We start from the raw sequence: 23187 nt of genomic DNA on the forward strand, positions 1-23187 counted from the left end.
CAGCTAGCCGACCGAGCGCCGGCGGCGGCGGGCCTGGTGCCCCCGCCGCCGGCACATCCCACCCACACCCGCAAACCGTGGAGGCCGCCGTGTCGCAATCCGCCAACCCGCCGCGACACCCCCGACCACGGGCCCTCGGCCGCCTCGTGCCGACACTGCTCGTGCCGACTCTGCTCCTCGCCGCCTGCACCGCCAGCCCCGCAGCGCCCCGCACGGACGCCACCCCAACGACCACCGCACCCCAGGTCACCGGGCCACTCTGCGCCGCCCTGCCCACCGGCACCGACCCCGGCAACCCCGCCTTCCTCGCCAGTCAGCCCGTCGACCAGGCGCTGCGCTGGATCCCCACCCTCACCACCTTCGAAGCGGCCCTGCGCACCAGCGGCGTCCTCACCGACCTGCCCGCCGGCACCGGCGTCACCGTGCTGGCGCCCTCCGACGACGCCTTCGCCGCCACCTTCTCCGAGGACAACTGGGACGACCTCATGACCCACCACACCGACCAACTCCGCACCCTGCTGAAGGCCCACCTCATCAGCGGAACCCACCCGATCGCCGAGCTCACCACCGCCGGCACCGCCACCACCCTGGACGGCAGTACCGTCACCGTCACCCGCACCGAGCCCACCGCCCGCCTCGGCGACCGCGCCGACACCATCTGCGCCGACTACCAGGCCACCAACGCCCGCATCCACATCATCAACGCCGTCCTCGGCCCACTGCCCGTCACCGCCGACGGCACCGGCCACCGCGCACACTGACCGCGCTCACCGCGGCGGCACCGACGCCAGACCCGCCAGCGCGCGGTTGGTCCGATTGGCCCGGACCGCGTCACGCTGCTGCCCGGCCGTCACCTCGATGTACGTCTGCGACGACGCCAACGACGCATGCCCCAACAACCGCATGATCTCCGCCGCGCTCGCACCGTCCTCCGCCAACCGGGTCGCGAACGTGTGCCGCAACGCGTGCAACCGCGCACCACGCGGCACCCGGTCACCGATGCCCGCCCGCCGGTAACACGACTCCACCAGATACTGCAGGCCACCACGGCGCAACGGCTCACCGCGCCGATCCACCAGAAACGCCGAGTCGGGGCGTACCGACCGCGAACCGAACCGCCGCGCCCGACTGTCCAGGTAGTCCACCAACACCCGGTCCAGATCCGCCTCGATCGGCACCACCCGGGGTCGCCCACCCTTGCCCGTCACCTCGATCCGCCGCTCACCGGACCGGCCACCGAGCGAGTCGACGCGCAACGCCAGCAACTCCGACAGGCGCAGCCCCGCGCAGAGCGCCACGGCCAACACCGCCACGTCCCGCTCCGGCCACGGGTCGCGTTGCCGACCGTCGTCCCGCGCGGCGGACGCGAGCAGCACCTCCGGGGTGTCCGCGCCGCGCAGCGGCTTCGGCTGGGGGAGTAGCGCCCGAGGCCGCCCGACCGCGGGCATCGGGTTACCCGCGACGAACCCGTCGGCGACCAGGAACGTGAAGAAACTGTTCCAGGTGGACCAGGCCCGATGCACCGACGCGGGCGCCCGGGGAGCGGCGAACCGGGCGAAGGCCGCCCGCATCACCCGGGGGGAGAGGGCGGTGATCGACAGGGCGGCCAGGGGGAGGGGAGGGGTGGCATCCTCCGCGATCAGGGTGGCCACCGCGTGCAGATCCCTCCGGTACGCGGCCAGGGTGTGCGGGGAGGGCTTGCGGGTGGCCCGCGCCGTCAGGAACTCCTCGATCAACACCTTGAGCGATTCGTCCTTTTTGTCATGCATAAGGGATATTATGCAGCATTTTCGCGTTCGCGGGAAGCGCGGGAGAGGGGGAGCGACCCCCCATCCAGGCTTCGGCACCGGATGAGCTGTTGAGTTCCTGTCGAGCTGCCCCAGCAGTGGGGCAGGCGCTGTCCGGGTCACCAGGCGCACGCCGCGTCCCGGACGGTGCCGCGTCCCGGACGGTGCCGCGTCCCGGACGGTGCCGCGTCCCGGACGGTGCCGCGTCCCGGACGTGGGGCAACTCGACAGGCACGCGGTGCCACACGCAGCCTGACAGCCCGTCGCGCCAACCAGCCGATCGCCGGCGTGGGCCGCGGCTCGGACGGCCGGGACAGCGCCCAGCGCGGCAACAGCGTTCAGCACGCCGCCGGACCGGACCGGAGCCGCCCATCCAACGCGGCCAGCCGGGCCTCCAGTTGCTGGCGAGAACGGCCGGAACTGACCGAGGAGCACGTATCGTGCGCGGCATGACGTCGCCCGCCGCCGCCAGCTGTCCCAGCTGTGGTCGACCCGGCACGCCCACCGTGTACCGGGACCTGGACGGTCCGACGGATCTGGTCTGCTCCGCGGGGCACCAGTGGCGGGCTGCCGGCCGGCCCGGGTTGGCTCCACACGCGTCGCCAACCGCCGTCGGCCATGATGCGGGAGACCCGACGACCCGGACGGATCCCATGGACGTCAGCAGGGACGGCCGGACCTGGCGGATCGGCACGGCCAGCGACGTCGCCTGGCTCGCCGGGCGCACCACCCAGGGCTTCTCGATCACCACCGCGATCCCGCCGCTGTTCGAGGCGTACGCCACCTGCTATCCGCCGGACGGCGTCGGGTTCGACGCCCACGAACGCGCCCTGATCGACGAGCTGGCCGCGTGCACACCGGAGCAGCCCTGGTGGCTGGGCTATCTGGACACCGGCGCCCACGACGTCGTTTTCCCACACGCTTCGCGGGTGTCCCTCTACTGGGACTGGCCCTACGTGTTGGTCGAGGCCGGGCCGGAGCAGGCCCGCACGTGGCGGACCGGTCACATGCGCGGCGACGGGGCGTTGCCCGACCTGTTCTTTCCACGGGATCGCTCCTGGCTCGTCTCCGCCCTGTGGGACGACAGCTGGACCGACGTCGGCGGCAGCGCTGCCGTGATCACCCGTCTGCAGCGCAACCCGTTGGTCAACGCGCGCCGCGTCGCACCGGACGAGGACGCGTGCCCGCCCGGCCTGACCCGCGACTGACCGCTGTCGAGGGGACCACCAGAACACCCAACTTTACATAATGTGCATTATCGAATCTCACTCGACGGTAGCTTCCGGGGGGCACTGGTGTTACGCCGACACCCGGCGCAGCCAGTCCTGCGTGAGCGATCGCAGCAGCGCCGGTTGTTCGTACGGCAGGTAGTGCCCGGCCGCGTCGACCATGGTGAACGTGCCGCGCGGATAGCGGCGCATGGCGCGGAACTGGTCGGCGTAGCCGACGATCCGGTCCTGTCGGCCGGTGATCACGCTGACCGGCCCGGCGAACACGGCGTCACTGTTCTCGTCAGGTAGGGCGTAGTCGGGGCCGGTCTGCAACTGCTGCTGGAACGTCGCGTCGCCGGGGCCGCCGGAGTCGAATGCCGCGAGCACGGCCGCGACGACGGCCGGGGTGCGATGCCCCAGGGCGGCGTCGAGGTGTGCGTGCAGTGCGCCGGGGGCTGCGTCGAGCCAGCCGGCGGGCGCGTCGAGCGGCGGGGCGTCGGGCAGGGTTCGGCTGTCGCGGGCGATGGTGACTCCGGGGCAGACGAGGAGCAGGCCGCGGACGAGTCCGGGTCGTTGGCGGGCGATGCCGGCGGCCAGGTACGCGCCGTAGGAGGCGCCCGCCAACAGGACCGGCGCGTCGGTGTGCTGGTCGAGCCACCCGCACACGGTGTCCAGCACCGCCTGGGACGTGGGTTCGCCGTTGGCTGGGGTGTCGCCGTGGCCGGGCAGGTCCAGGTACGTCTCGCGGAGGTTGGCGCCAGCGAAGGCCGGGCTGAAGGCGGCGGCCGTGGCAGCGCGGGTCATGCTGAACATGGGCAGGCAGACGATCTCTGGTCCGGTTCCCGCTGATTGGTCGAACGCCAGCTTCATGGTCGATTCCTCACTGGGGTGATGGCGGTGGCACCAGACAACGTCTCACGAGCAGTCGGATGCTGGTGCCGGTGCGTACGCCGGACGCGGTAGCGGCCCTCTCCCCCACGTGGAGCGGCTTGTAGCTGGTCGGGGGTCGTCACGGTGTGTGCCGGGGCTGCGACAGGTTGACCGGTTCGTTTAGGCTTTCTCACGTCGGTCGATGTAAAGGGGGGCTCGACGTGACCAGCCCTGTCGATCCGTCCGGTCTCGGCAAGTTGCTGTCCGACACGATGGCCGCGCTCGACGAGTTCCAGCAGGGCGCGGCGGAGCCGCCGGCTGGCGAGGGCAGCGCCGCCGACGGGCTGGTGGTGGTCCGCACGGCGTTGCCCGGGCGCGTCACCGAGATCACTCTTGATCCTCGGGTGATGCGGTTGTCCAGTCAGGTCCTGGCCGAGGAGTTGACCGCAGCGGTCAACTCGTCTCTGGCCGATCTTCAGGCCCAGGCGGGGATTCCGGGCGGTGGCGCCGACCTCGACGGGCTCGGTGAGCGGCTTCGGGAGATCCAGGAGAGCACGGGTCGGCAGTTGTCGGCGTTCACCAACCAGCTGTGCAGGCGCAGGAGATGCTCGTGCGGCGTGCGGGTGACGGGCGATGACCGGGCCGGGCATCCAGGTCGATCCCGATTCCCTGGCATCGTCCGGGTCGGGTCTGGAGCGCGTCGCTGGTGATTTCGGGCAGGCGGTGGCCGCGTTCCAGCAGGAGTTGGCGGCGTTCGGGCAGCCGTGGGGCAGTGACGACATCGGAGCGTTGATCGGGGCGGCGCACGAGGCGGTCGCCGAGTTCGCGTTCGACTGCTTCGCCACGGCGATGGACGAGATCGGGGCGGCGGGCCTTGATCTGGGTGGCATGGCGGCGACCTATCGGGAGATCGAGGAACGGATCCACGGTTCGTTCACGACCCTGCAGCAGGGCCTCGGGGGCTGACGTGGGGCTGCAGCTTCCCGACGAGTTGCGTTCGTTGCTGGGCATTCTGGGCTTCAACTGGCCGGAGGCTGACGAGCAGAAGCTCGCCGAGATGGGGCAGGCGTGGATGTCCTTCGCGGGCACTCTCGGCTCGATCGTCGGCACTGCCAACGCTGGTGCGGCTCCGGTCTGGACGGGCAACAGTGGTGCCGACATCACCGCGTTCCAGCAGTGGTGGAGCAATGAGGAGGGCCCGGTCGCCAGCATTCGGGATGGCGTGCCCGCGGCCACGTTGACGGGCACCGGGCTGGTCATCTGCGGCATGATCGTGCTGGCGTTGAAGATCGCCGTGATCGTTCAGCTGGTCATCCTGGCGATCCAGATCGCGCAGGCGATCGCGACGGCGGCGGTCTCGTTCGGGGCCACCCTCCTGGAGATCCCGATTTTTCAGCAGCTCGCGCGCACCGTGGTGAGCAACCTCTTCCAAGAGGTGCTCTTCACTCTGCTGGAGGCGTAGGCGGTGTCGGCGCGTTCGAGGGGCAGCGGGAAGCTCATCTCGGCGGCGTTCCGCTACCTGAAGAAGGCCAAGCGTCGGCAGCGCCCGGGGCGGTTGGATCACGAGCGTCGTAGCCACGTGTTCCGCGGTGACGTGCGTCGGCCGGCGAACAACCCGAACAACCCGTACGGCTCGGGTTACCACTACCGCCCCGGTGGGCAGGATTTCCCGGAGCGCCGGATCGTGCCGGGCTCGGTCAATCGTCCGACGCCGAACGGCCCGTACACGGCGCGTCCGCTCTACTTCGACCAGGCCACCGGCCGGTGGGTGCCCAAGAGCGGTAACGGTGGGGTGAGCACCTTCTTTCCTGACCACTGGACTCCGGCGCAGGTCGACGCCGCCATTCCGACGGCGTTCCAGAACGCCACCGCGATTCCGAACACCAACAAGTGGGAGGGCTTCTACAAAGGTGTCCGGATCGAGGGCTGGTATGGTCCCAACGGCACTCTCGGCAACGGCTGGCCGACGCTCTGACGGAGAATTTCTTGCCCCTCATCACGTTCCACCTCAGCGCCAGCGGCGGTGTCCGGTTCGATGTCGACCCGACGCACTACGAGCGGTACCGCCCCTTGGGGGCGTGGGTGTCGAGCGAGGTCGGTAAGCATTTCGGCGTGGTCCTCGATGCTCTGGCGACGGTCGATGATGCCGCCAAGGGCGGCCCGGTTGAGCCGTGGACCAGTGAGAGTTACGACGTGACGATCGACGCGGCCGGCATCCGGTTCCGCAACCACTACGCGGACAGCGAGCAGGGTGAGTATTCGCTCGATGAGCTGCGGCCGGTGTTGGAGGACTACTGGCGGTTTCTGGCCGCCATCCCGGAGACCCCGGGCGCGTACCGGGAGTATTCGCCCGAGCTGCCGTTGCCGGAGGCCGAGGTTCGGCTGTGGGAGCAGGTCTGGGGTCGCACCCACCCGTACCGTGGAAGGCTTTTCTGACACCGGTCGGTTCCGGTGGGTGGGTGGAGCGTCGGGGTTTCCGGCCTTATGATGATCGAAGTTATTCGATCAGGGTGAGTCGGGCGTTACCCACGTCACACCCGGCCTGTCAGCCTCCTTCAAGGTGAGCGCCGCCGCTGTCGCCGACCTCACGTGCGCCGCTCGCTGGGGAATTCCCGGAGCGGGTCGCGCCGTTGTCCGTTCGGAAGATCAGAACCACATGATCGAATGGAAGTGCCATGCACATGCGCTCAGACGCGGTAGTGCTGTTCGGCGTCACGGGAGACCTCGTGTCGAAGAAGCTGTTCCCGGCGCTGTACGAGTTGACTCGGCGCGACCGCCTCGACGTCCCGGTGATCGGCGTGGCCCGCTCCCCCTGGGATGATCAGCAGCTGGTCACCACAGCCCGCAAGTCGATCAATGAGGCCAACGACGAGGTCGACGACGAGACCTTCGACCGGCTGGCGGGCAACCTTTCGATGATCTCGGGTAACTACGCGGACCCGACGACGTACCAGCGGCTGGCTGAGCGGCTGCGCGACGCCGAACGACCGGTCTTCTATCTGGCGATTCCTCCGGCGGTGTTCGGTTCCGTCGTCGAGGGCCTGGCGGCGGTCGGTCTGGCTGACCGGGGTCGGGTGATCGTGGAGAAGCCGTTCGGGCGTGACCTGGAGTCGTCCCGCGAGCTGGATCGCACGCTGGGCGCGGCCTTCGCGCCGGAGCGGGTGTTTCGCATCGATCACTACCTCGGTAAGGAAGCCGTCGAGGGCCTCTACGCCTTCCGGTTCGCCAATCGGCTGTTCGAGCCGCTGTGGAACAACGAGCACATCGACAACATTCAGGTCACGCTCGCCGAGGGGTTCGGCACGCAGGGCCGGGCCGGTTTCTACGACACGGTGGGCGCCACGCGGGACGTGCTGCAGAACCACATTCTGCAGGTGGTTGCGCTGATCGCGATGGAGGCGCCGGCCGGCGAGGAGACCGCCGCGTTCCGGGAGGCGGAGGCCGCCGTGCTGCGGCAGATCGCGCCGCTGTCGCCGGAGTACACCGTTCGGGGTCAGTACGCCGGTTACCGCGACGAGCCGGGTGTGGCTCCGAACTCGAACACGGAGACGTTCGTGGCGACCCGGTTGACGGTCGACTCCCCCCGTTGGGCGGGCGTGCCCTTCTACCTGCGCACCGGTAAGTCCCTGCCGGGCACGGCGACGGAGGTCGTGGTCGAGTTCAAGCAGCCGCAGCGCTCGCTGATCCCGGCCGAGCGGGGCACGGCGACGGCCGCGAACCTGCTGCGGTTCCGTCTCGGGCGCGGTGACGGCATCACGATGTCGATCCAGGCGAAGAGCCCGGGTGCCGAGGTGGCGAGCCGTCCGGTGGATTTGTCCGTCGACTTCGGCGCGGCTCTGGGCCGTCGGCAGGAGGCGTACGAGCGGTTGCTCGACGACGCGATGGATGGGCAGCACCTGCGCTTCGCGCGGGCGGAGACGATCGAGCAGGAGTGGCGCATCGTCGAGCCGATCCTGGATCTGCCGGCGGCGGTGCAGTCGTACGAGAAGGGCAGTTGGGGTCCAGCGGACGCCGACGCGTTGGCCGGCGGCTGGCACACCCCGGACCTGCGCTGACGGCGTCGCGCACCGCCCGCGGGCGGTGCGGGTCATCCGGTGGTACGGGTCGCCGTGCGGCGGTGGCGGCGAGGACGTGCGGGAAGCGCTGCGGCGACAACGCTCGCAGCGCCGCCCGCTCGGCGCGGGCGCTGACTGACCGCTCAGCTCACCGCAGCGACCGTCCGGCGACGGTGGGTTTGCCGGTTACGAGTGGTGTGGGCACGTTGTGTGCGACGTCTTTCGTCCTCTTCGGAGAGGAAGCAGCGCATGCTTTCCGCACTCGATCGTCGGCACACCGTCGCGCCGCCCGGCTACAGCCGCTGGCTCATTCCTCCGGCGGCGTTGGCCATCCATCTCTGCATCGGTCAGGTCTACGCGACAAGCGTCTACAAGAACTCGCTGATCGCCCACTTCGACACCAGTCAGACGGCGATCGGGGTGATCTTCAGTATCGCGATCGTGATGCTGGGGTTGTCCGCCGCGGTCGCCGGGACCTGGGTGGAGGCGAACGGGCCGCGTAAGGCGATGTTCGTGTCCGCGTGTTTCTGGGCGGCGGGTTTCCTGGTGGGCTCGCTGGGCATCGCCACGAAGCAGCTGTGGCTGCTGTATCTGGGCTACGGGCTGCTCGGCGGCATCGGGCTGGGCATCGGCTACATCTCCCCCGTCTCCACCCTGATCAAGTGGTTCCCGGACCGGCCGGGCCTGGCCACCGGGTTGGCGATCATGGGGTTCGGTGGTGGGGCGATGGTCGCCTCTCCCCTGTCGCGGCAACTGTTGTCGTTCTACGACGCCGGCTACGACCCGGCCAACGCCGGGTCGACGGCCTCGGGCAGCGCACTGGTGTGGTTGTTCGTGACGCTCGGCCTGGGCTACTTCGTGATCATGATGTTCGGGGTGGCGAACGTGCGCGTGCCGGCGCAGGGCTGGCACCCGGATGGCTTCGATCCGGCGAGCATGGCGGCGAAACCGCTGGTCACCACGGCGAACGTGTCGGCGGCGAACGCGGTGAAGACCCGCTCGTTCTGGCTGCTGTGGGTGGTGCTGTTCTGCAACGTGACCGCGGGCATCGGCATCCTGGAACAGGCCAGCCCGATGATCCAGGACTTCTTCCGCGACAACGGCACCTCGGCGGTGACCGTCGCGGCGGCCGGCGGCTTCGTGGGTCTGCTGTCGCTGTTCAACATGGCCGGCCGGTTCGTGTGGTCGTCCACCTCGGACGTCATCGGCCGTAAACCGATCTACCTGGTGTACCTCGGTGTCGGCATGGCGCTGTACGCGCTGCTGGCGCTGGTCGGGCAGACCTCGACGGCCCTGTTCGTGTTGTTGGCCTGCGTGATCCTGTCCTTCTACGGCGGTGGGTTCGCCACCGTGCCGGCGTACCTGCGGGACCTGTTCGGCACCTTCCAGGTCGGGGCGATCCACGGGCGGCTGCTGACCGCCTGGTCGGCGGCCGGGATCGCGGGTCCGCTGATCGTCAACGGGTTCCTCGACGCGCAGGGTGAGCCGGGCTCGTTGACGGCGGCGGCGTACCGGCCGGCGCTGTTCACGATGGTGGGGGTGCTGGCCGTGGGCTTCGTGGCGAACCTGCTGGTGCGGCCGGTGCCGCAGCGCTACCACGAACCATCGGCGGAACAGCAGACGACCGACGACGAGATGGCGCAGAGGAGTGCAACGCGATGAGCGAGGACAGCCGACCCGGGCAGCAGGCCCGGTTGTGGATCTCCTGGTTGGTGGTGGCGGCGCTGCTCGGCTACGGGGTGGCGCAGACCGTCATCACCGCGGCGAAGCTGTTCACCCACTGAGCCGGATCCGGCGGTCTCCGACCAGCGCGAACGCCCGGCGGTCGCCGACCGCGAAGGCGCGTGGTCAGAGACCGCCGGAGACGCGTAACACCGTCCCGGTGGCGTACGAGGCGTCCGGGCCGAGCAGCCAGGCGATGGCGGCGGCGATCTCGTCGGGTTCGCCGGCGCGGCCCAGCGGGATGCGACCGACGGCGGAATCGGCGCGGTCGGGCACACCGGAGTCGGCGTGGATGTCGGTGCGCACGATGCCGGGTGCTACGGCGTTGACCCGGATGCCCCTCGGGGCGAGTTCCTTGGCCAGGCCGACGGTGAGGGTGTCGGTGGCGGCCTTCACGGCGGCGTAGTGCACGTACTCCCCCGGGCTGCCGAGGGTCGCGGCCGCGGACGAGACGTTGACGATCGCCCCGCCGTCGGTCAGCCGCCGGGCGGCCTGCTGGGCGCAGAGGACGTACCCGACGAGGTTGACGTCGACGACCCGGCGCAGGTCCTCGACGCGCAGTTCGGTGAAGGGCCCGATGGGGCTGGTGACGCCGGCGTTGTTGACCAGGCCGGTGAGCGGGCCGAGCTGACCGGCGGCGTCGAACAGGGCGCTCACCTGGTCGGGGTCGGTGGTGTCGGCGCGTACCGCGATGGCTTGTGCGCCGGCGGCGCGCAGGTCGGCCAGGACGGCGGTGGCGGCGGCCTCGTCGCGGCGGTAGCACAGCGCGACGTGGTGACCGGCCGCGGCGAGCCGGCGGGCGGTGGCCGCGCCGATGCCTCGTCCGCCGCCGGTGATGACGGTGACGGGTGCCACGGTGCCTCCCCGGGGGTGTCTGCCGGCTGCGTGCTGGTCGTGCCGACGCTACCGTGACCGGCGCGGGTCGGTCGTCGAGAGGAGAGTCACATGCAGCGGGCGTTGGTGCTCGGCGGTGGCGGGGTGACCGGGGTGGCCTGGGAGTTGGGGCTGCTGGCGGGGTTGGTCGAGCGGGGTGTGCCGGTCACCGAGGCGGATCTGGTGGTGGGCACGTCGGCGGGCTCGGTGGTCGGCGCGCAGGTGTGTTCCGGGTTGCCCGTGCAGCGGTTCTACGCCGAGCAGTTGGCGCCTCCGTCGAGTGAGGTGGCGGCGCGGTTGGGCTTCGCGGTGCTGGCGCGGCTGATCTGGGCCGGCGGTCGGACCCGCGACGCGGTGCGTTCGCGGGCGCGGATCGGGGCGATGGCGTTGGCGGCGCGTACCCCGTCGGAGGCGTCGCGACGGGCGGTGATCGAGGCTCGGCTGCCGGACCGGGAGTGGCCGGCGCGGCGGTTGCTGGTCACGGCGGTGGACGCGGCGTCGGGTGAGTTCGTGGTCTTCGACCGCGACAGCGGGGTGTCCCTGGTGGACGCGGTGGGCGCGAGTTGCGCGGTGCCCGGGGTGTGGCCGCCGGTGACGATCGGCGCGCGCCGTTTCGTCGACGGTGGGATGCGCTCGACGGTGAACGCGGACCTGGCGGCGGACGCCCGGGCGGTGCTGGTGCTCGCGCCGACCTCGGCGGCGTTCGGGCCGATGCCGCGGCTGTCGGCGCAGGTGGACGGGTTGCGGGCGGCCGGGTCACGGGTGCTGGTGGTGATGCCGGACGCGGCGGCGCGCACGGCGATCGGCCGCAACGTGCTGGACCCGGCCCGGCGGGCGGGGGCGGCGCGGGCCGGGCGGGCGCAGGCCGACGTGGTGGCCGACGAGGTGGCGACGCTCTGGGCGTGATCGCTTACGCTCACCGCGCGGTCGGTCGGACGATGGAGGTGCGCGGTGGCGGGTGTGGGTGTCGGTGACGTGGTGCAGGATTTCGAGCTGCCGGATGAGACGGGCACGCCGCGGCGGCTGTCGGAGTTCCTGGCGACGGGGCCGGTCGTGCTGTTCTTCTATCCGGCGGCGATGACCCGGGGGTGCACGGCGGAGAGCTGCCACTTTCGGGACCTCGCGGCGGAGTTCACCGCGCTGGGCGCGACGCGGGTGGGCATCAGTCGGGATTCGGTGGCGAAGCAGGCCGAGTTCTCCCAGCTGCACGGCTTCGACTATCCGCTGCTGTCGGACGCCGACGGCACGGTGGCGCAGCAGTTCGGGGTCAGGCGGCGGGTGCCGTTGGGGCCGTTGAGCATGAAGCGGATGACGTTCGTGATCGGCACCGACCGGCGGGTCATCGAGGTGATCCACAGCGAGGTCAGCATGAACGACCACGCGGACCGGGCCCTGCGGGCGTTGGGCGGCTGAGTGGGCGCGAGCCCCGTGCGGCGGGTGTCGCAGTCGGCTGGTATCAAGACAGCAATCAAACAGGTGTACGGAAGAGGGTTGTGATGGATGCCGGCCAGGGTTTGTCCACTAACGAGGTGCAGAGCATCCGGGAGGCGTTGGCGGCCGGGCGCAAGCCACGGGTGGTGTTCACCGCGTCGGCGGGGCAGATCGCCGGTCAGGTCGGTCAGGTGATCGAGCTGACCGACCCCGAGGTGTCCGACGAGTTCGTGGTGGTGCGCTTCGGGCGCGACGAGTTGCCGTTCTCCCCCGCCGACCTGGCCGTGGCGCCCAAGGGCGTCGGCCGTCGGGTGGCGGAGCCGAAGCCGGAGCCCGAGCCGCAGGAGCCGCCCGCGGTGGCCGCGCCGGAGTTCGTGTTGGACACGCCGCGGGTGCCCGCGCAGCGACAGGAGGAGCCGAAGGTGGAGCAGACGGAGAAGCCGCCGGCGCGGCGGGCGGTCAAGGCCGTCAAGCCGAAGGGCCCCGCCGGCCTCACGGTGACCCTGGCGTACGCCGACGGTGAGTGGACCGTCGCCGCGCAGCAGGGCAGCAAGGCACTGGCGAAGCCGTACGTGGTGAAGCCGGCCGAGGCGTTGAAGATGGTGGCCCTGGTGGACGTGCCGGGGGTGCAGGAGGCGGTGGAGCAGATCCTCGGCACCGAACGGGCCGAGGCGGAGCAGCAGGCGGAGAAGCTGCGCGCCGAGCTGGCCGAGATCGAGGCCCGGCTGGCGGAGCTGCGCGAGGCCCGCTGAGGCGGGTCAGCTTCCGCTGTGGTGGCGCAGCAGTCGGGTGAGCAGTCGGGTCAGCTGCTCGCGCTCGCTGGTGGACAGTGGGGCGAGCAGGTCGCGTTGGACGCGCTCGACGGTGTCGCCCATCCGGCGGGCCTCGTCGATGCCCGCGTCGGTGACGCTGATGACGTTGCGGCGGCGATCGGCCGGGTCGGGGGCACGCACCACGAGCCCTCGCCCGGCCAGGTCGTTGATGGCGGCCACCACGTCGCTGCGGTCGATGCCGCAGCGGCGGCCGAGGTCGGCCTGACTCGCGGGCCCTTCCTCGGCCAGGGTGGCGAGCAGCCGGTAGTGGTAGCCGCGCAGGTCGTGCGCGGCGAAGCCCTCGCTGAGCAGGCGGGCGGCATGACTGGCGGTCTGGTTGAGCAGCCAGCTCGGGGCGGTGCTGAGCCCGGCGGGTGACTGCGGGGCCGTGGATTCCATGGGCGCAGGCTACCAGGAATCGTTGGCGTGACCCACGATCGGATGATACGTTGGCTTCACCAACGTTGGTTTGGCCAACGTTTCGAAGGAGGCATCATGTCCACCGTCCCCACCCTCAACGGCCAGGTCATCGGCCAGGCCCACTACGCCACCCGGGCCCTGCTCGAACGGGCCGTCGCTCCCCTCGGCGTCGAGTTCAACCAGGTGCTCGTGCTCAACATCCTCGCCAACGGCCCGGCCGAACGCGCCCAGCTCACCCAGCGGATCACCAGCACGCTCAAGGTCCACGAGCCGGAGGTGCGGCGGGTACTCGCCACCCTCGTCGACGCGAACCTCGTCGAGGTCGACCCGGATGCCGCGACGCGGCTACGGCTGACCGACGCCGGTCACGCCGTACAGGCCCGCATCGCCGACGCCGTCGTGGGCATCAGCGCCCGCATGTACGCGGGCATCCCCACCGACGAGGCGAGCGCCGCCGCCCGAGTGCTCACCCTGGTCACCCAACGCGCCAACGCCGAACTGGCGGCAACCCCGACCTGACCGGGCGCGCGGCCCGCGTCGACGCCGGCGCGCGCCCGGTCAGGGGCCCCGTCAGCGGCACACGGTGCCGGGCCCGGCCGGTCAGAAGTAGTCGAGCAGCTGCGCCGGGCCGCCGACGCCCAGCAGGTCCAGGGCGGCCGGGTCGGTGTCACCGGCACAGTGCAGCAGGCCGGCCTGCGCGACCGAGCGAGCGTGCGCCGCCCCGGCGTACAGCAACGCGAAACCGCGGACGTCCAGCCGCAGATCCGCCGCACCGTCGACGCGGGTCAGCTCGGCGGCGCCATCGGCGACGGCCAACCGCCAGGTGCCGGTGTTCCACTCGGCGAGCGGGTCGGTGAGGTGGAAGTCCACGGCGCCCCGGGCGTACGCGGGCCACCCCCGCGCGCTGACCGCGCGGGCCACGTCCACCGGCCGGTGCATCCACAGGTCCCGCTCGTGCTCGCGGGCCGACTCCAACGGCAGCTGAACACTCACGGCGTCCCCGTCGAGCGGGCACAGCCGCACCCTCGGCGCGACGCTGGCCCAACTGCCGAGCACCCCGACGAGTTCCCGGGCGGCCTCGGCCGTGACGGCCAGGGCCTCGTCAACGGTGAGCACCGAGTCGGCCCCGTAGCCCCGGCCGCGCTGCCAGGTGGCGTAGCCGACCAGCTCGCCGTCGGCCTCGACGAGGGTGAGCCCGTCGCCGGGCAGGCCACCATCGGCGGCGAAGAAGTCGAACAGCTTCCCCCGGCGGGTCAGCATGCCGTTGCGGTGCCGGGTGACCCGCTCGTACAGCCCGGCGACGGCCGCCAGGTCGGCGGGTGTGCCGGCCCGGACAGTGAGGTGCGACGCGGGCCGGTGCCGGGGCAACGCGGCGGTGGCCAGGTCGACCGTGCGCAGCACACCGGCGGCCTCCCACCCACAGGCCCGGTAGGGGGCGGCGACGGTCGGATAGAGCGCGCTGATCGCCGCCCCACGGTCGCGGGCGCCGGCCAGCAGAGCGGTGAGCATCGCGCGGGCCACGCCCCGACCACGGGCCTCGGGGGCGACCGCCACCCCGGCGACGTCGGCGGCCGGCACCGCCCGCCCGGACCACCACTGGTCGTGGTGCAGGTCGACGGCCTTGCCGACGAGCCGACCGGCGTCGTCGAACGCGCCGTAGCGGGTCATGCCGGGCACGTCGACGCTCGTGCTGGAGGGGCGCTCCGGGTTGGCGCCGAACGCGAACCGGCCCAGCTCCCAGGCGGCGTCGAGGTCGTCGGCGGTGAGTTCGCGTACGTGCACGGTGGCAGGCATCGGCACACCGTAGCGAGGCAGCCCCGCCCCGACAGCCGATATACCACCGCGACGAACCCCCCATCCTCGTCGATCTTGCACTTTCTGCGGCGGCATAAGGTGCATCCCACGCAGAACGACAACCGAAAGTGCAAGATCGACGCGGTTCGGCGGTCAGTGCTGCGGGATGTTGGCCACGCCGATGCGCTTGCGGAACACCCAGTACGTCCAGCCCTGGTAGGCCAGCACGACCGGCGTGAAGATCACCGCCACCCAGGTCATGATCTTCAGGGTGTACGGGGTGGAGGCGGCGTTGGTGGCGGTCAGCGTGCCGGCCGCGTCCAGGGTGGACGGCAGCACGTTCGGGAACAGCGCCGCGAACAGGGTCGCCACGGCCAGGCCGATCGCCACCGCGGTACCGGTGAACGCCCAGCCCTCCCGGCGCACCCGGGCGGCGGCCAGCGCGCCGAGCAGGGCGAGGGCCGCGCCGACGGCGAGCACGACGGCGGCCGCGCTGGAGCGGATGCTCAGCGTCCAGGTGAGGAACCCGACCGCGAGCACGGCGGCGCCGGCGCCCAGGCGCACCGCGAGGGCGCCCGCGCGCTCGCGGATGTCGCCGGTGGTCTTCAGGGCGAGGAACACCGCGCCGTGGGTGAGGAACAGCGCGAGGGTGGTCGCGCCGCCCAGCAGGGCGTACGGGTTGAGCAGGTCCAGCAGGCCGCCGACGTACTCGTGGTCGGCGTCCAGGGGCACGCCGCGCAGGATGTTGGCGAAGGCGACACCCCACAGGATCGCCGGCAGCAGCGAACCGACCACGATCGCCGCGTCCCAGCGGCGCTTCCAGGACGCCTCGGGACGCTTGTGCCGGTACTCGAAGGCGACCCCCCGGGCGATCAGGGCCAGCAGGATCAGCAGCAGCGGCAGGTAGAAGCCGGAGAACAGGGTGGCGTACCACTCGGGGAACGCGGCGAACATGGCGCCACCGGCGGTGATCAGCCACACCTCGTTGCCGTCCCAGACCGGGCCGATGGTGTTGATCAGGACGCGGCGTTCCCGATCGTCGCGGCCGAGCACGGGCAGCAGCATGCCGACGCCGAAGTCGAAGCCCTCCAGGATGAAGTACCCGGTGAACAGCACGGCGACGAGGAGAAACCAGATGGTGGTCAGTTCCACGATGGGCTCCGGGATCAGTAGGCGAAGGCGAGCGGGCGCTCGGCGTCGTCGGTGTCGTCGGTGAGGGGTTGTTCGCTGACGTCCGGCACGCCGGCCTTGGCGTAGCGCAGCAGCAGCTTGACCTCGATCACGGCGAGGGTGGCGTAGATCAGCGTGAAGGCGGTGAAGGAGGTGAGCACCTCGGTCAGCGAGACGCTGCGGGACACGCCGTTGCGGGTGAGCATCTCGCCGAAGACGATCCACGGCTGACGGCCCATCTCGGTGAAGATCCAGCCGAACGAGTTGGCCAGCAACGGCAGTACCGGCATGGCCAGCCCGGCGCGCAGCAGCCACTTGCTGCTCGGGGTGCGGCCCTTGCGCTGGCTCCAGAGCACCAGCAGGGCGATCGCCCCGGCGGCCATCCCGAAGGCGATCATGAAGCGGAAGCTCCAGTAGGTGACCGGGATGATCGGGGTGTAGCTGCCCGCGCCGTACTGGGTGGCGTACTGGGCCTGCAGGTCGTTGATGCCGTGCACGGTGCCGTGCGGGTCGCCGGTGCCCAGGTACGACAGCAGGTACGGGATCTTGAGGGCGAACACCTCGCGGCTGCCGTCGAGGCTGCCGATGGTGAGCACGGAGAACGAGGCGGGGCTCTCGGTGGAGTAGAGGCCCTCGGCGGCGGCCATCTTCATCGGCTGCACGTCCGTCATGATCTTGCCTTGGATGTCGCCGGTGAACAGGACGGCGGCGGAGGCGACCAGGACCACCCAGGAGCCGAACTTGGTGGCGAAGCGGTACGCGCCGGTGTCGGCGGAGTCGCGGTTGCGGATGACGTGCCAGAGGCCGACCGCGACGATCAGCGACCCGGCGACCAGGAACGAGCCGGCCAGCGTGTGCGGGAAGGTGATCAGGGCGACCTTGTTGGTCAGCACGGCCGGGAAATCGGTCAGTTCGGCGCGTCCGCTGTCCGGGTTGATCCGGTAGCCGACCGGGTTCTGCATGAACGAGTTCGCCGCGAGGATGAAGTAGGCGGACAGGTTGGTGCCGATCGCGGCGGCCCAGATGCTGGCCAGGTGTGCCCGCTTGGGCAGCCGGTCCCAGCCGAAGATCCACAGGCCGATGAAGGTGGATTCGAGGAAGAACGCGACCAGTGCCTCGATGGCCAGCGGTGCGCCGAAGATGTCACCCACGAAGCGGGAGTAGTCGCTCCAGTTCATACCGAACTGGAACTCCTGCACGATGCCGGTGACCACACCCATGGCAAAGTTGATCAGGAAAAGCTTGCCGTAGAACTTGGTGAGCTTGAGGTAGCGCTCGTTGCCGGTGCGGTGCCACATCGTCTGCAGGATGGCCACCAGCACGGACAGGCCGATGGTCAGCGGCACGAAGAGAAAGTGGTAGACGGTGGTGACACCGAACTGCCAGCGGGCAACGTCCAACGCGTCCACCTGAAAACCCCCAACCATCCGTACTACAAGACGTAGTAAATACTACTGCTCGTCGTAGAGAAAAGAGCAGGGCCGGGCGGCCCGAAACGACCCGGGACCAATGACCCTGATCACCCGACCCGCCCTCGCGCCCCCGCCGCCGCGTGCGACGATGGCGCGCTGATGAACACCTCCACCTGGCAGCCGCCACTGATCTGGCGCGCCGCCCTCCTGCTGGCCCGGGGCCTGGTCGGCCCGCTCGCCCGCCTCGAGGTCACCGGTGACGTCCCGGCGCACCTGCGACGTGGCCCGCTGGTGCTGGCCGCCAACCACATCAGCCCGTTCGACCCGGTGGTGATGGCCGCCGCCTGCCAGACCCGCGGGGTCGCTCCGCGGATCATGGCGACCGCCGGGCTGTTCCGGGCCCCCGTGTTCGGCGCCGCCATGCGCCACGCCGGGCACATCCGGGTCGACCGGGGCACCAGCGCCGTGCACCGGGCGCTCGACGACGCCGCCGCGGCCGTCGCCCGCGGCTCGGTGATCCTCATCTACCCCGAGGGACGCATCGGCCTGGACCCCGGCCTGTGGCCCGAACGCGGCAAGACCGGCGCCGCCCGACTGGCCCTGGCCTGCGGCGCCCCGGTCATCCCGGTCGCCCAGTGGGGCTCACACGAGGTGCTGCCCTACCAGGCGCCCCGGGGAATGCTGCGCGGCATCGCCCGCTCACTGTGGCGCCGACCGGTGATCCGGGTGCACTTCGGCACCCCCGTCGACCTGGGTGAGACAACGGCGGCAAGCCCCGGCGCGCCCCGCCGGGCCACCGACCGGATCATCGACGCCCTCACCGACACCCTGGCCCCGCTGCGCCCCGACGAGCCCGACCTGCCCCGACACGTCGACCCCGGCCGCCCCGTCGACCCCAGCCGCGCCCACCGCCGCCACTCGCGGTAAGCCCCGGCACCGAGATCGGGCTGCAGCGTTCTCCCCCGCGGTCGGGAGGTACGTCCGCGGTCAGGGGAACCCTGGCGTTCAGGATCCGATGATGATCGAGGAATGACCGTTCGTGCGCGAGCGTCGGCACGCCCTGCTGGATTGCGACGCCGGCGTCCCGCTTGCGACGAGGAAATTAGCCTTCGGCGCTCAGGGGGTCTGTAGTCGCTGCGTGATGAACAGGGCGGCGCGGTCCAGGGCCTGGTCGGCCTCGTCGAGCTGGCCGATGAAGGACTGGAAGACATGCGGAACGCCGGCGGTGATGTCGAGGATGACGTCGACCTCGGCGTCGCGGGCGCGTTTCGCCAGCCGGACCGAGTCGTCGAGCAGCAGTTCGTTCGTGCCGACCTGCAGCAGGATCGGCGGGAAGCCGGTCAGGTCGGCGAGCACGGCGGGCGCGGCGAGCTCCTGGCTCGGGTCCTGGCCGCCGAGATAGAACCCCGCCGTGTGGGCCATGCCCTGCCGGGTGAAGAACGGGTCGATGCCCTCCTTGGTGTCCATCGACTCACCCGTGCGGGTGTGATCCAGACCGGGCGAGAACGCGACAAGCGCGCCCGGCAGCGGCAGCCCGGCGTTTCGGGCGGCGAGGGTGGTGGTCACCGTGAGGCCACCGCCGGCGGAATCGCCCGCGAACGCGATCGACTCGGCGGCGACGCCGCTGTCGAGCAGGGACCGGTACGCCGCGAGGCAGTCCTCGATCGCGGCCGGGAACGGGTTCTCCGGGGCCAGCCGGTAGTCGAGGGAGAAGGCCCGCATTCCTGTCCGCCTGACCAGACTCGCGGTCAGGCCCATCGCGGTCTGCGGAGAACCGAGCGCAAACGAGCCGCCGTGAAAGTACAGGATCGTGCCCGGCCGGGTCTCGCCCTCCGGTTCGACCAGCACCGCTGGACGACCGCCCAGGGTCAGCTCCGAGGTCCGCACCGGAGGAACCGGGAACAGCGCCATGAGCGCGGCGAAGTTCTCCCGCATCGTCTCGACCGACTCCGGCGCGAAGCCCTTGGGCCCGTCACCCAGCATGGCGCCGATTGCCGCGCGCTGTTCCCTGCTCATGTCCGACGCCTCCCATGGGCGATAAAGTAGATGCCGTGGAAGCTAATATACCTGCCGTGGCATCTTTTTCCGGCGTCGAGTCCGTCACACTCGCTCAGGTCTTCAGTGACCTGGTCCGCTGTGAGACGCGGCTCTACAACGCCTTGAACGAGACGTTGCGTCGAAAACACGGCATCGTGGCTTCGCAGTTCGAGTTCCTGATCTACCTACGTGACCATCCTGGTTCGCGGGTCGCCGATCTCGCCGAGTTTTTCGCGATCGGGGTCGGGGCGACCAGCAAGGGCGTGGGCCGGCTCGAGGCCCGGGCCTGGGTTCGGCGCGTGCCGAACCCCGCCGACGGCCGGTCACTACTCCTGGAGTTGACTCCGCAGGGCGCGGAGCTCGTCGGTGACGCTGAAGGCACCTTCCAGGAACACCTGGCCACGCACCTCGGTCCGTCGATCGCCCCGGCCCGGATCGCGGAACTCGGTCAGACGCTGGCACGGCTGCGCGCCATCTTGGAGCACGGCGGTGTCGGCACGCCGGTCGGCTAAACGTTTGATGCCGCACCGCCGCCCAGTCCCGCGCGGGAGGGCGACAGACGCCGGCCGGTCACCCGCCGGCCACCAACCGAGGGCATACTGCGTCGCGTGTTGACCCGATTCGGCTACCTCGACGCGCCCGCGCCGCTGGCGTTCGCCCACCGTGGCGGCGCCGCCGAGGGCGACGAGAACACCGCCGAGGCGTTCGCCCGGGCCATCGGGCTGGGCTACCGGTACGTGGAGACCGACGTGCACGCCACCGCGGACGGCGTAGCGGTGATCTTCCACGACCCGACGCTGCGGCGGGTCACCGGTGAGCCGGGGCGCATCGCCGAGATGAGCTGGGCCGACCTCGCCTCGGTACGCGTCGGTGGCGCTGCCGTCGTACCCCGGCTCGACGAGGTGTTGGGCGCCTGGCCGCAGGTCCGCTTCAACATCGACGTCAAGGCCGACGGCGGCGTCGAGCCGACGGTCGCGACCGTGGCCCGGGCCGGCGCCGGCGACCGGGTGCTGCTCGCCTCGTTCAGCGACGCCCGGCTGATCCGGCTGCGCGCGCTCACCGAGGGACGGGTCGCCACCAGCCTGGGCATGCGCGGCGTCGCCCGGCTGCGGCTCGCCTCCCTGCATGGGCGTCCGCTGCGGCTGCCGCCGTCGGTGGTCGCCGCGCAGGTGCCACCGCGTTACGGGCGGATGCCGGTGGTGGACCGCCGGTTCCTCGACTACTGCCACCGCATCGGGCTGCAGGTGCACGTCTGGACGATCGACGAACCAGCCCAGATGCACGAGTTACTGGATCGTGGCGTGGATGGCATCATGACCGATCACGTCGGCGTGCTGCGCGACGTCTACCGCAGCCGCGGCCACTGGGCCGCCTGAGCGTCGAAGGACCCCGATGGCCGAGACCGTGACCCCCACGGTGGACGACACCCCGCCCCCGGCGAGCACTCGTCGGGAGCGGCGCGGCTGGTACATCTACGACTGGGCCAACTCGGCGTTCCAGACCACCGTCATCACGGTGTTCCTGGGCCCGTTCCTCACCACCGTCGCGGAGTTGGCCGCCGGGTGCGAGTTGGGCGCGGACACCTGCGACGGGTACGTGCACCCGCTGGGCATCCGGGTGGCGGCCGGGTCCTACTACCCGTACCTGATCTCGTTGTCGGTGTTTCTCACCGTCTTCGTGCTACCGGTGATCGGGGCGATCGCCGACCGGTCGGCGCACAAGAAGCGGCTGCTCGGCGGGGCCGCGTTCACCGGTGCCGCCGCGACCGTCGCGATGGCCTTCGTCACCGGCGACCGCTACCTGCTCGGCGGGGCGCTCTTCCTGATCGCCAACATCTCCTTCGGCGCGGCCCTCGTGGTCTACAACTCGTTCCTGCCGCAGCTCGGTGGCCCGGACGAACGCGACGGCATCTCCAGCCGCGGCTGGGCGCTGGGCTACCTGGGCGGCGGCCTGCTGCTGGCGTTCAACCTGGTCGCGGTCACCCTGTTCAGCGAGGACGACAACCCGCAGCGCACCCTGGACCTGGCCCGCTGGTCGATCGTCTCCGCCGGTGTGTGGTGGGCGGTGTTCACTCTGGTGCCGCTGCGTTGGCTGCGGGAACGGCCCAGCACGGCGGCGGCGCTGACCCGGCAGGGCAACGTGCTCACCGACGGGTTCCGGCAACTGGGCCGCACCCTGCGCGAGATCAAGGCGTACCCGTTGACGCTGTTCTTCCTGCTGGCGTTCCTGGTCTACAACGACGGCATCCAGACCGTCATCACCCTGGCCAGCCAGTACGGCACCGAGGAACTGCGCCTGGAGCAGAGCACCCTGATCGTCACCATCCTGCTGGTGCAGTTCCTCGCCTTCGGGGGCGCGTTGGGCCTCGGCGCGTTGGCCCGGCGCATCGGCGCCTGGAAGACCGTGCTGCTCAGCCTGGTGCTCTGGACCGGTGTGATCATCGGCGCGTTCCGGCTGCCGGCCGAGGCGCCGGTGCCGTTCATGGTCCTCGGCGCGGCCATCGGCCTGGTCCTCGGCGGCAGCCAGGCGCTGAGCCGGTCGCTGTTCAGCCAGCTCATCCCGGCCGGCAAGGAAGGCGAGTACTACGGCTTCTACGAGATCAGCGACAAGGGCACCAGCTGGCTCGGCCCGCTCGCCTTCGGCCTGGTGTTCCAACTCACCGCCTCGTACCGGGTGGGCCTGGTCTCACTGCTGATCTTCTTCGTGATCGGGTTCCTGCTCCTCGCCGCCGTGCCGATCCGCCGCGCCATCGTCGCCGCGGGCAACACGCCACCCCGGGTGCTCTGAGCACCGATCCCGCGCCCGACCTATTCGGGCCGGTCGATGGGCTAGGCTGCCCGACCGTGACCGACGACGCCGCCACCGCCCCGACCTGCCTGGCCCATCCGTTCCCCGGCCAGCCACACGCCCCGGCCGGGTGCGCGGCCGCGCGCGGGCTCGACGGGCGTCCGGTGCACGCCGCGGCGTTGAAGTTCTTCTGGGGGCCGATGGACTGCGGCAAGTCCACGATGGCGTTGCAGATGAACTACAACCACGCCCGGCAGGGCCGGCGCGGGTTGGTCACCACCCGCATCGACCGGTCGCTGGGGCCGCAGGTCACCACCCGTATCGGCCTGGCCCACGAGGCCATCGAGGTCACCGACGACCTGGACCTGCGGGCCCTGGTGCGCGGCCGGTGGGCCGACGGGGTACGCGTCGACTACCTGATCTGCGACGAGGCGTGTTTCTACACCGTCGAGCACGTCGAGCAGATGGCCGAGCTGGTCGACAGCTACGACGTCGACGTGTTCGCGTTCGGCCTGGCCACCGACTTCCGGTCGCGCATGTTCCCCGCCGCGCAGCGCCTGTTCGAGCTGGCCGACGAGGTGGCCCGCATCCAGGTCGAGGTGCTCTGCTGGTGCGGTCGCGAGGGGCTGCTCAACGCCCGCGTCGTGGACGGGCGGGTCGTCCGCGAGGGCGCCCAAGTCGTCATCGGCGACACCGTGGACACCGCCGAGGTGCGCTACCAGGTGCTCTGCCGCCGGCACTACCGCAGCGGCGACCTGGGCCCCCGCGACTGAGGCGCCCGCGGCGCACGGTCGGCCACGATCACC

The 23187-nt window shown here is 70.9% G+C and carries 27 protein-coding genes; 19 read left to right on the top strand and 8 right to left on the bottom strand.

The annotated features are described in order from the left end of the window. Positions 1-89 precede the first annotated feature (89 nt). Positions 90-761, top strand: a complete 672-nt coding sequence (locus ACIBF8_RS18740; protein ID WP_396784398.1) for a fasciclin domain-containing protein — start codon at positions 90-92, stop codon at positions 759-761. Between the two features lie 6 nt (positions 762-767). Here the strand turns inward: ACIBF8_RS18740 and ACIBF8_RS18745 are convergent, their stop codons facing one another. Continuing rightward, the gene (locus ACIBF8_RS18745; protein WP_396784399.1) at positions 768-1769 is read right to left on the bottom strand and encodes a tyrosine-type recombinase/integrase; all 1002 of its coding nucleotides are present in this window, start codon (positions 1767-1769) and stop codon (positions 768-770) included. Positions 1770-2236: 467 nt separating this feature from the next. Between ACIBF8_RS18745 and ACIBF8_RS18750 the strand changes: the two genes are divergently transcribed. Further along, a complete protein-coding gene (locus ACIBF8_RS18750) occupies positions 2237-2995 on the top strand; it encodes a hypothetical protein (RefSeq protein WP_396784400.1) in 759 nt (252 codons plus the stop codon). Between the two features lie 90 nt (positions 2996-3085). Here ACIBF8_RS18750 and ACIBF8_RS18755 read toward each other — a convergent pair whose 3' ends face one another. Further along, positions 3086-3802, bottom strand: a complete 717-nt coding sequence (locus ACIBF8_RS18755; protein ID WP_396784402.1) for an alpha/beta fold hydrolase — start codon at positions 3800-3802, stop codon at positions 3086-3088. A 287-nt stretch (positions 3803-4089) separates the two neighbouring features. Between ACIBF8_RS18755 and ACIBF8_RS18760 the strand changes: the two genes are divergently transcribed. The 8 genes from ACIBF8_RS18760 (at position 4090) to ACIBF8_RS18795 (ending at position 9707) form a co-directional block, all read left to right on the top strand. After that, positions 4090-4578: a YbaB/EbfC family nucleoid-associated protein gene (locus ACIBF8_RS18760; protein ID WP_396784403.1), complete on the top strand. Its 489-nt coding sequence runs from the start codon at positions 4090-4092 to the stop codon at positions 4576-4578. A gap of 13 nt (positions 4579-4591) precedes the next feature. After that, the gene (locus ACIBF8_RS18765) at positions 4592-4834 is read left to right on the top strand and encodes a hypothetical protein (protein WP_396784405.1); all 243 of its coding nucleotides are present in this window, start codon (positions 4592-4594) and stop codon (positions 4832-4834) included. A 1-nt stretch (position 4835) separates the two neighbouring features. Then, positions 4836-5330 (top strand): hypothetical protein, encoded by a 495-nt coding sequence (locus tag ACIBF8_RS18770; protein WP_396784407.1) that lies wholly within the window; start codon positions 4836-4838, stop codon positions 5328-5330. Positions 5331-5333: 3 nt separating this feature from the next. Further along, positions 5334-5843, top strand: a complete 510-nt coding sequence (locus ACIBF8_RS18775) for an EndoU domain-containing protein (protein ID WP_396784408.1) — start codon at positions 5334-5336, stop codon at positions 5841-5843. An 11-nt stretch (positions 5844-5854) separates the two neighbouring features. Next, complete coding sequence (locus ACIBF8_RS18780) at positions 5855-6304, top strand: hypothetical protein (RefSeq protein WP_396784409.1); 450 nt, start codon at positions 5855-5857, stop codon at positions 6302-6304. 239 nt (positions 6305-6543) lie between these two features. After that, positions 6544-7923, top strand: coding sequence for a glucose-6-phosphate dehydrogenase (gene zwf / locus ACIBF8_RS18785; protein ID WP_396784411.1), 1380 nt, complete (start codon positions 6544-6546; stop codon positions 7921-7923). A 249-nt stretch (positions 7924-8172) separates the two neighbouring features. Then, a complete protein-coding gene (locus ACIBF8_RS18790; protein ID WP_396784412.1) occupies positions 8173-9585 on the top strand; it encodes an OFA family MFS transporter in 1413 nt (470 codons plus the stop codon). After that, positions 9582-9707: a hypothetical protein gene (locus ACIBF8_RS18795; RefSeq protein WP_256443348.1), complete on the top strand. Its 126-nt coding sequence runs from the start codon at positions 9582-9584 to the stop codon at positions 9705-9707. Before ACIBF8_RS18790 ends, ACIBF8_RS18795 begins: the two co-directional genes overlap by 4 nt. Before the next feature lie 64 nt (positions 9708-9771). Here the strand turns inward: ACIBF8_RS18795 and ACIBF8_RS18800 are convergent, their stop codons facing one another. Beyond that, positions 9772-10500 carry an SDR family oxidoreductase gene (locus ACIBF8_RS18800; RefSeq protein WP_396784413.1) on the bottom strand — a complete coding sequence of 243 codons (729 nt, stop codon included), beginning with the start codon at positions 10498-10500 and terminating at the stop codon, positions 9772-9774. 90 nt (positions 10501-10590) lie between these two features. Here ACIBF8_RS18800 and ACIBF8_RS18805 point away from each other — a divergent pair, with 90 nt between their 5' ends. The 3 genes from ACIBF8_RS18805 (at position 10591) to ACIBF8_RS18815 (ending at position 12701) form a co-directional block, all read left to right on the top strand. After that, positions 10591-11424, top strand: a complete 834-nt coding sequence (locus ACIBF8_RS18805; protein WP_396784414.1) for a patatin-like phospholipase family protein — start codon at positions 10591-10593, stop codon at positions 11422-11424. Between the two features lie 45 nt (positions 11425-11469). Then, a complete protein-coding gene (locus ACIBF8_RS18810; RefSeq protein ID WP_396784415.1) occupies positions 11470-11931 on the top strand; it encodes a peroxiredoxin in 462 nt (153 codons plus the stop codon). 83 nt (positions 11932-12014) lie between these two features. Beyond that, positions 12015-12701, top strand: a complete 687-nt coding sequence (locus ACIBF8_RS18815; protein ID WP_396784416.1) for a hypothetical protein — start codon at positions 12015-12017, stop codon at positions 12699-12701. A gap of 6 nt (positions 12702-12707) precedes the next feature. Here ACIBF8_RS18815 and ACIBF8_RS18820 read toward each other — a convergent pair whose 3' ends face one another. Then, positions 12708-13160 carry a MarR family winged helix-turn-helix transcriptional regulator gene (locus ACIBF8_RS18820; protein WP_396784418.1) on the bottom strand — a complete coding sequence of 151 codons (453 nt, stop codon included), beginning with the start codon at positions 13158-13160 and terminating at the stop codon, positions 12708-12710. Positions 13161-13256: 96 nt separating this feature from the next. Between ACIBF8_RS18820 and ACIBF8_RS18825 the strand changes: the two genes are divergently transcribed. Beyond that, complete coding sequence (locus ACIBF8_RS18825; protein WP_396784419.1) at positions 13257-13700, top strand: MarR family winged helix-turn-helix transcriptional regulator; 444 nt, start codon at positions 13257-13259, stop codon at positions 13698-13700. A gap of 81 nt (positions 13701-13781) precedes the next feature. Here ACIBF8_RS18825 and eis read toward each other — a convergent pair whose 3' ends face one another. From eis to ACIBF8_RS18840, 3 genes are all read right to left on the bottom strand, one after another. Then, positions 13782-14975: an enhanced intracellular survival protein Eis gene (gene eis, locus ACIBF8_RS18830; protein WP_396784421.1), complete on the bottom strand. Its 1194-nt coding sequence runs from the start codon at positions 14973-14975 to the stop codon at positions 13782-13784. A gap of 153 nt (positions 14976-15128) precedes the next feature. Beyond that, positions 15129-16127: a cytochrome d ubiquinol oxidase subunit II gene (gene cydB / locus ACIBF8_RS18835; RefSeq protein WP_396784423.1), complete on the bottom strand. Its 999-nt coding sequence runs from the start codon at positions 16125-16127 to the stop codon at positions 15129-15131. A 14-nt stretch (positions 16128-16141) separates the two neighbouring features. Next, entirely contained in the window at positions 16142-17554 is a 1413-nt protein-coding gene (locus ACIBF8_RS18840) for a cytochrome ubiquinol oxidase subunit I (protein ID WP_396784425.1), read from the bottom strand. A 162-nt stretch (positions 17555-17716) separates the two neighbouring features. Between ACIBF8_RS18840 and ACIBF8_RS18845 the strand changes: the two genes are divergently transcribed. Further along, entirely contained in the window at positions 17717-18484 is a 768-nt protein-coding gene (locus ACIBF8_RS18845; protein WP_396784426.1) for a lysophospholipid acyltransferase family protein, read from the top strand. 189 nt (positions 18485-18673) lie between these two features. Here the strand turns inward: ACIBF8_RS18845 and ACIBF8_RS18850 are convergent, their stop codons facing one another. Further along, complete coding sequence (locus ACIBF8_RS18850) at positions 18674-19573, bottom strand: alpha/beta hydrolase (RefSeq protein WP_396784427.1); 900 nt, start codon at positions 19571-19573, stop codon at positions 18674-18676. 56 nt (positions 19574-19629) lie between these two features. On the opposite strand from ACIBF8_RS18850, the gene ACIBF8_RS18855 reads away from it, so the two are divergent. The 4 genes from ACIBF8_RS18855 to ACIBF8_RS18870 all read left to right on the top strand — a co-directional run bounded on the left by ACIBF8_RS18855 (position 19630) and on the right by ACIBF8_RS18870 (position 23154). Continuing rightward, the gene (locus ACIBF8_RS18855) at positions 19630-20106 is read left to right on the top strand and encodes a MarR family winged helix-turn-helix transcriptional regulator (protein WP_396784429.1); all 477 of its coding nucleotides are present in this window, start codon (positions 19630-19632) and stop codon (positions 20104-20106) included. A gap of 96 nt (positions 20107-20202) precedes the next feature. Next, complete coding sequence (locus ACIBF8_RS18860; RefSeq protein ID WP_396784430.1) at positions 20203-20970, top strand: glycerophosphodiester phosphodiesterase; 768 nt, start codon at positions 20203-20205, stop codon at positions 20968-20970. A 16-nt stretch (positions 20971-20986) separates the two neighbouring features. Then, positions 20987-22381 (top strand): MFS transporter, encoded by a 1395-nt coding sequence (locus ACIBF8_RS18865; protein WP_396784432.1) that lies wholly within the window; start codon positions 20987-20989, stop codon positions 22379-22381. Between the two features lie 56 nt (positions 22382-22437). Continuing rightward, complete coding sequence (locus ACIBF8_RS18870; protein WP_124821847.1) at positions 22438-23154, top strand: thymidine kinase; 717 nt, start codon at positions 22438-22440, stop codon at positions 23152-23154. Positions 23155-23187: the final 33 nt, after the last annotated feature.

The sequence above is a fragment of the Micromonospora sp. NPDC050276 genome (assembly GCF_044459545.1).
Lineage (GTDB): Bacteria > Actinomycetota > Actinomycetes > Mycobacteriales > Micromonosporaceae > Micromonospora.

What these genes read in the sequence shown, in the direction of transcription:
- ACIBF8_RS18745 (WP_396784399.1), bottom strand. Translation starts at nt 1,769, where the DNA reads ATGCATGACAAAAAGGACGAATCGCTCAAGGTGTTGATCGAGGAGTTC.
- ACIBF8_RS18750 (WP_396784400.1), top strand. Translation starts at nt 2,237, where the DNA reads ATGACGTCGCCCGCCGCCGCCAGCTGTCCCAGCTGTGGTCGACCCGGC.
- ACIBF8_RS18755 (WP_396784402.1), bottom strand. Translation starts at nt 3,802, where the DNA reads ATGACCCGCGCTGCCACGGCCGCCGCCTTCAGCCCGGCCTTCGCTGGC.
- zwf (WP_396784411.1), top strand. Translation starts at nt 6,544, where the DNA reads ATGCACATGCGCTCAGACGCGGTAGTGCTGTTCGGCGTCACGGGAGAC.
- ACIBF8_RS18790 (WP_396784412.1), top strand. Translation starts at nt 8,173, where the DNA reads ATGCTTTCCGCACTCGATCGTCGGCACACCGTCGCGCCGCCCGGCTAC.
- ACIBF8_RS18795 (WP_256443348.1), top strand. Translation starts at nt 9,582, where the DNA reads ATGAGCGAGGACAGCCGACCCGGGCAGCAGGCCCGGTTGTGGATCTCC.
- ACIBF8_RS18805 (WP_396784414.1), top strand. Translation starts at nt 10,591, where the DNA reads ATGCAGCGGGCGTTGGTGCTCGGCGGTGGCGGGGTGACCGGGGTGGCC.
- ACIBF8_RS18815 (WP_396784416.1), top strand. Translation starts at nt 12,015, where the DNA reads ATGGATGCCGGCCAGGGTTTGTCCACTAACGAGGTGCAGAGCATCCGG.
- ACIBF8_RS18820 (WP_396784418.1), bottom strand. Translation starts at nt 13,160, where the DNA reads ATGGAATCCACGGCCCCGCAGTCACCCGCCGGGCTCAGCACCGCCCCG.
- ACIBF8_RS18825 (WP_396784419.1), top strand. Translation starts at nt 13,257, where the DNA reads ATGTCCACCGTCCCCACCCTCAACGGCCAGGTCATCGGCCAGGCCCAC.
- eis (WP_396784421.1), bottom strand. Translation starts at nt 14,975, where the DNA reads ATGCCTGCCACCGTGCACGTACGCGAACTCACCGCCGACGACCTCGAC.
- ACIBF8_RS18845 (WP_396784426.1), top strand. Translation starts at nt 17,717, where the DNA reads ATGAACACCTCCACCTGGCAGCCGCCACTGATCTGGCGCGCCGCCCTC.
- ACIBF8_RS18850 (WP_396784427.1), bottom strand. Translation starts at nt 19,573, where the DNA reads ATGAGCAGGGAACAGCGCGCGGCAATCGGCGCCATGCTGGGTGACGGG.
- ACIBF8_RS18865 (WP_396784432.1), top strand. Translation starts at nt 20,987, where the DNA reads ATGGCCGAGACCGTGACCCCCACGGTGGACGACACCCCGCCCCCGGCG.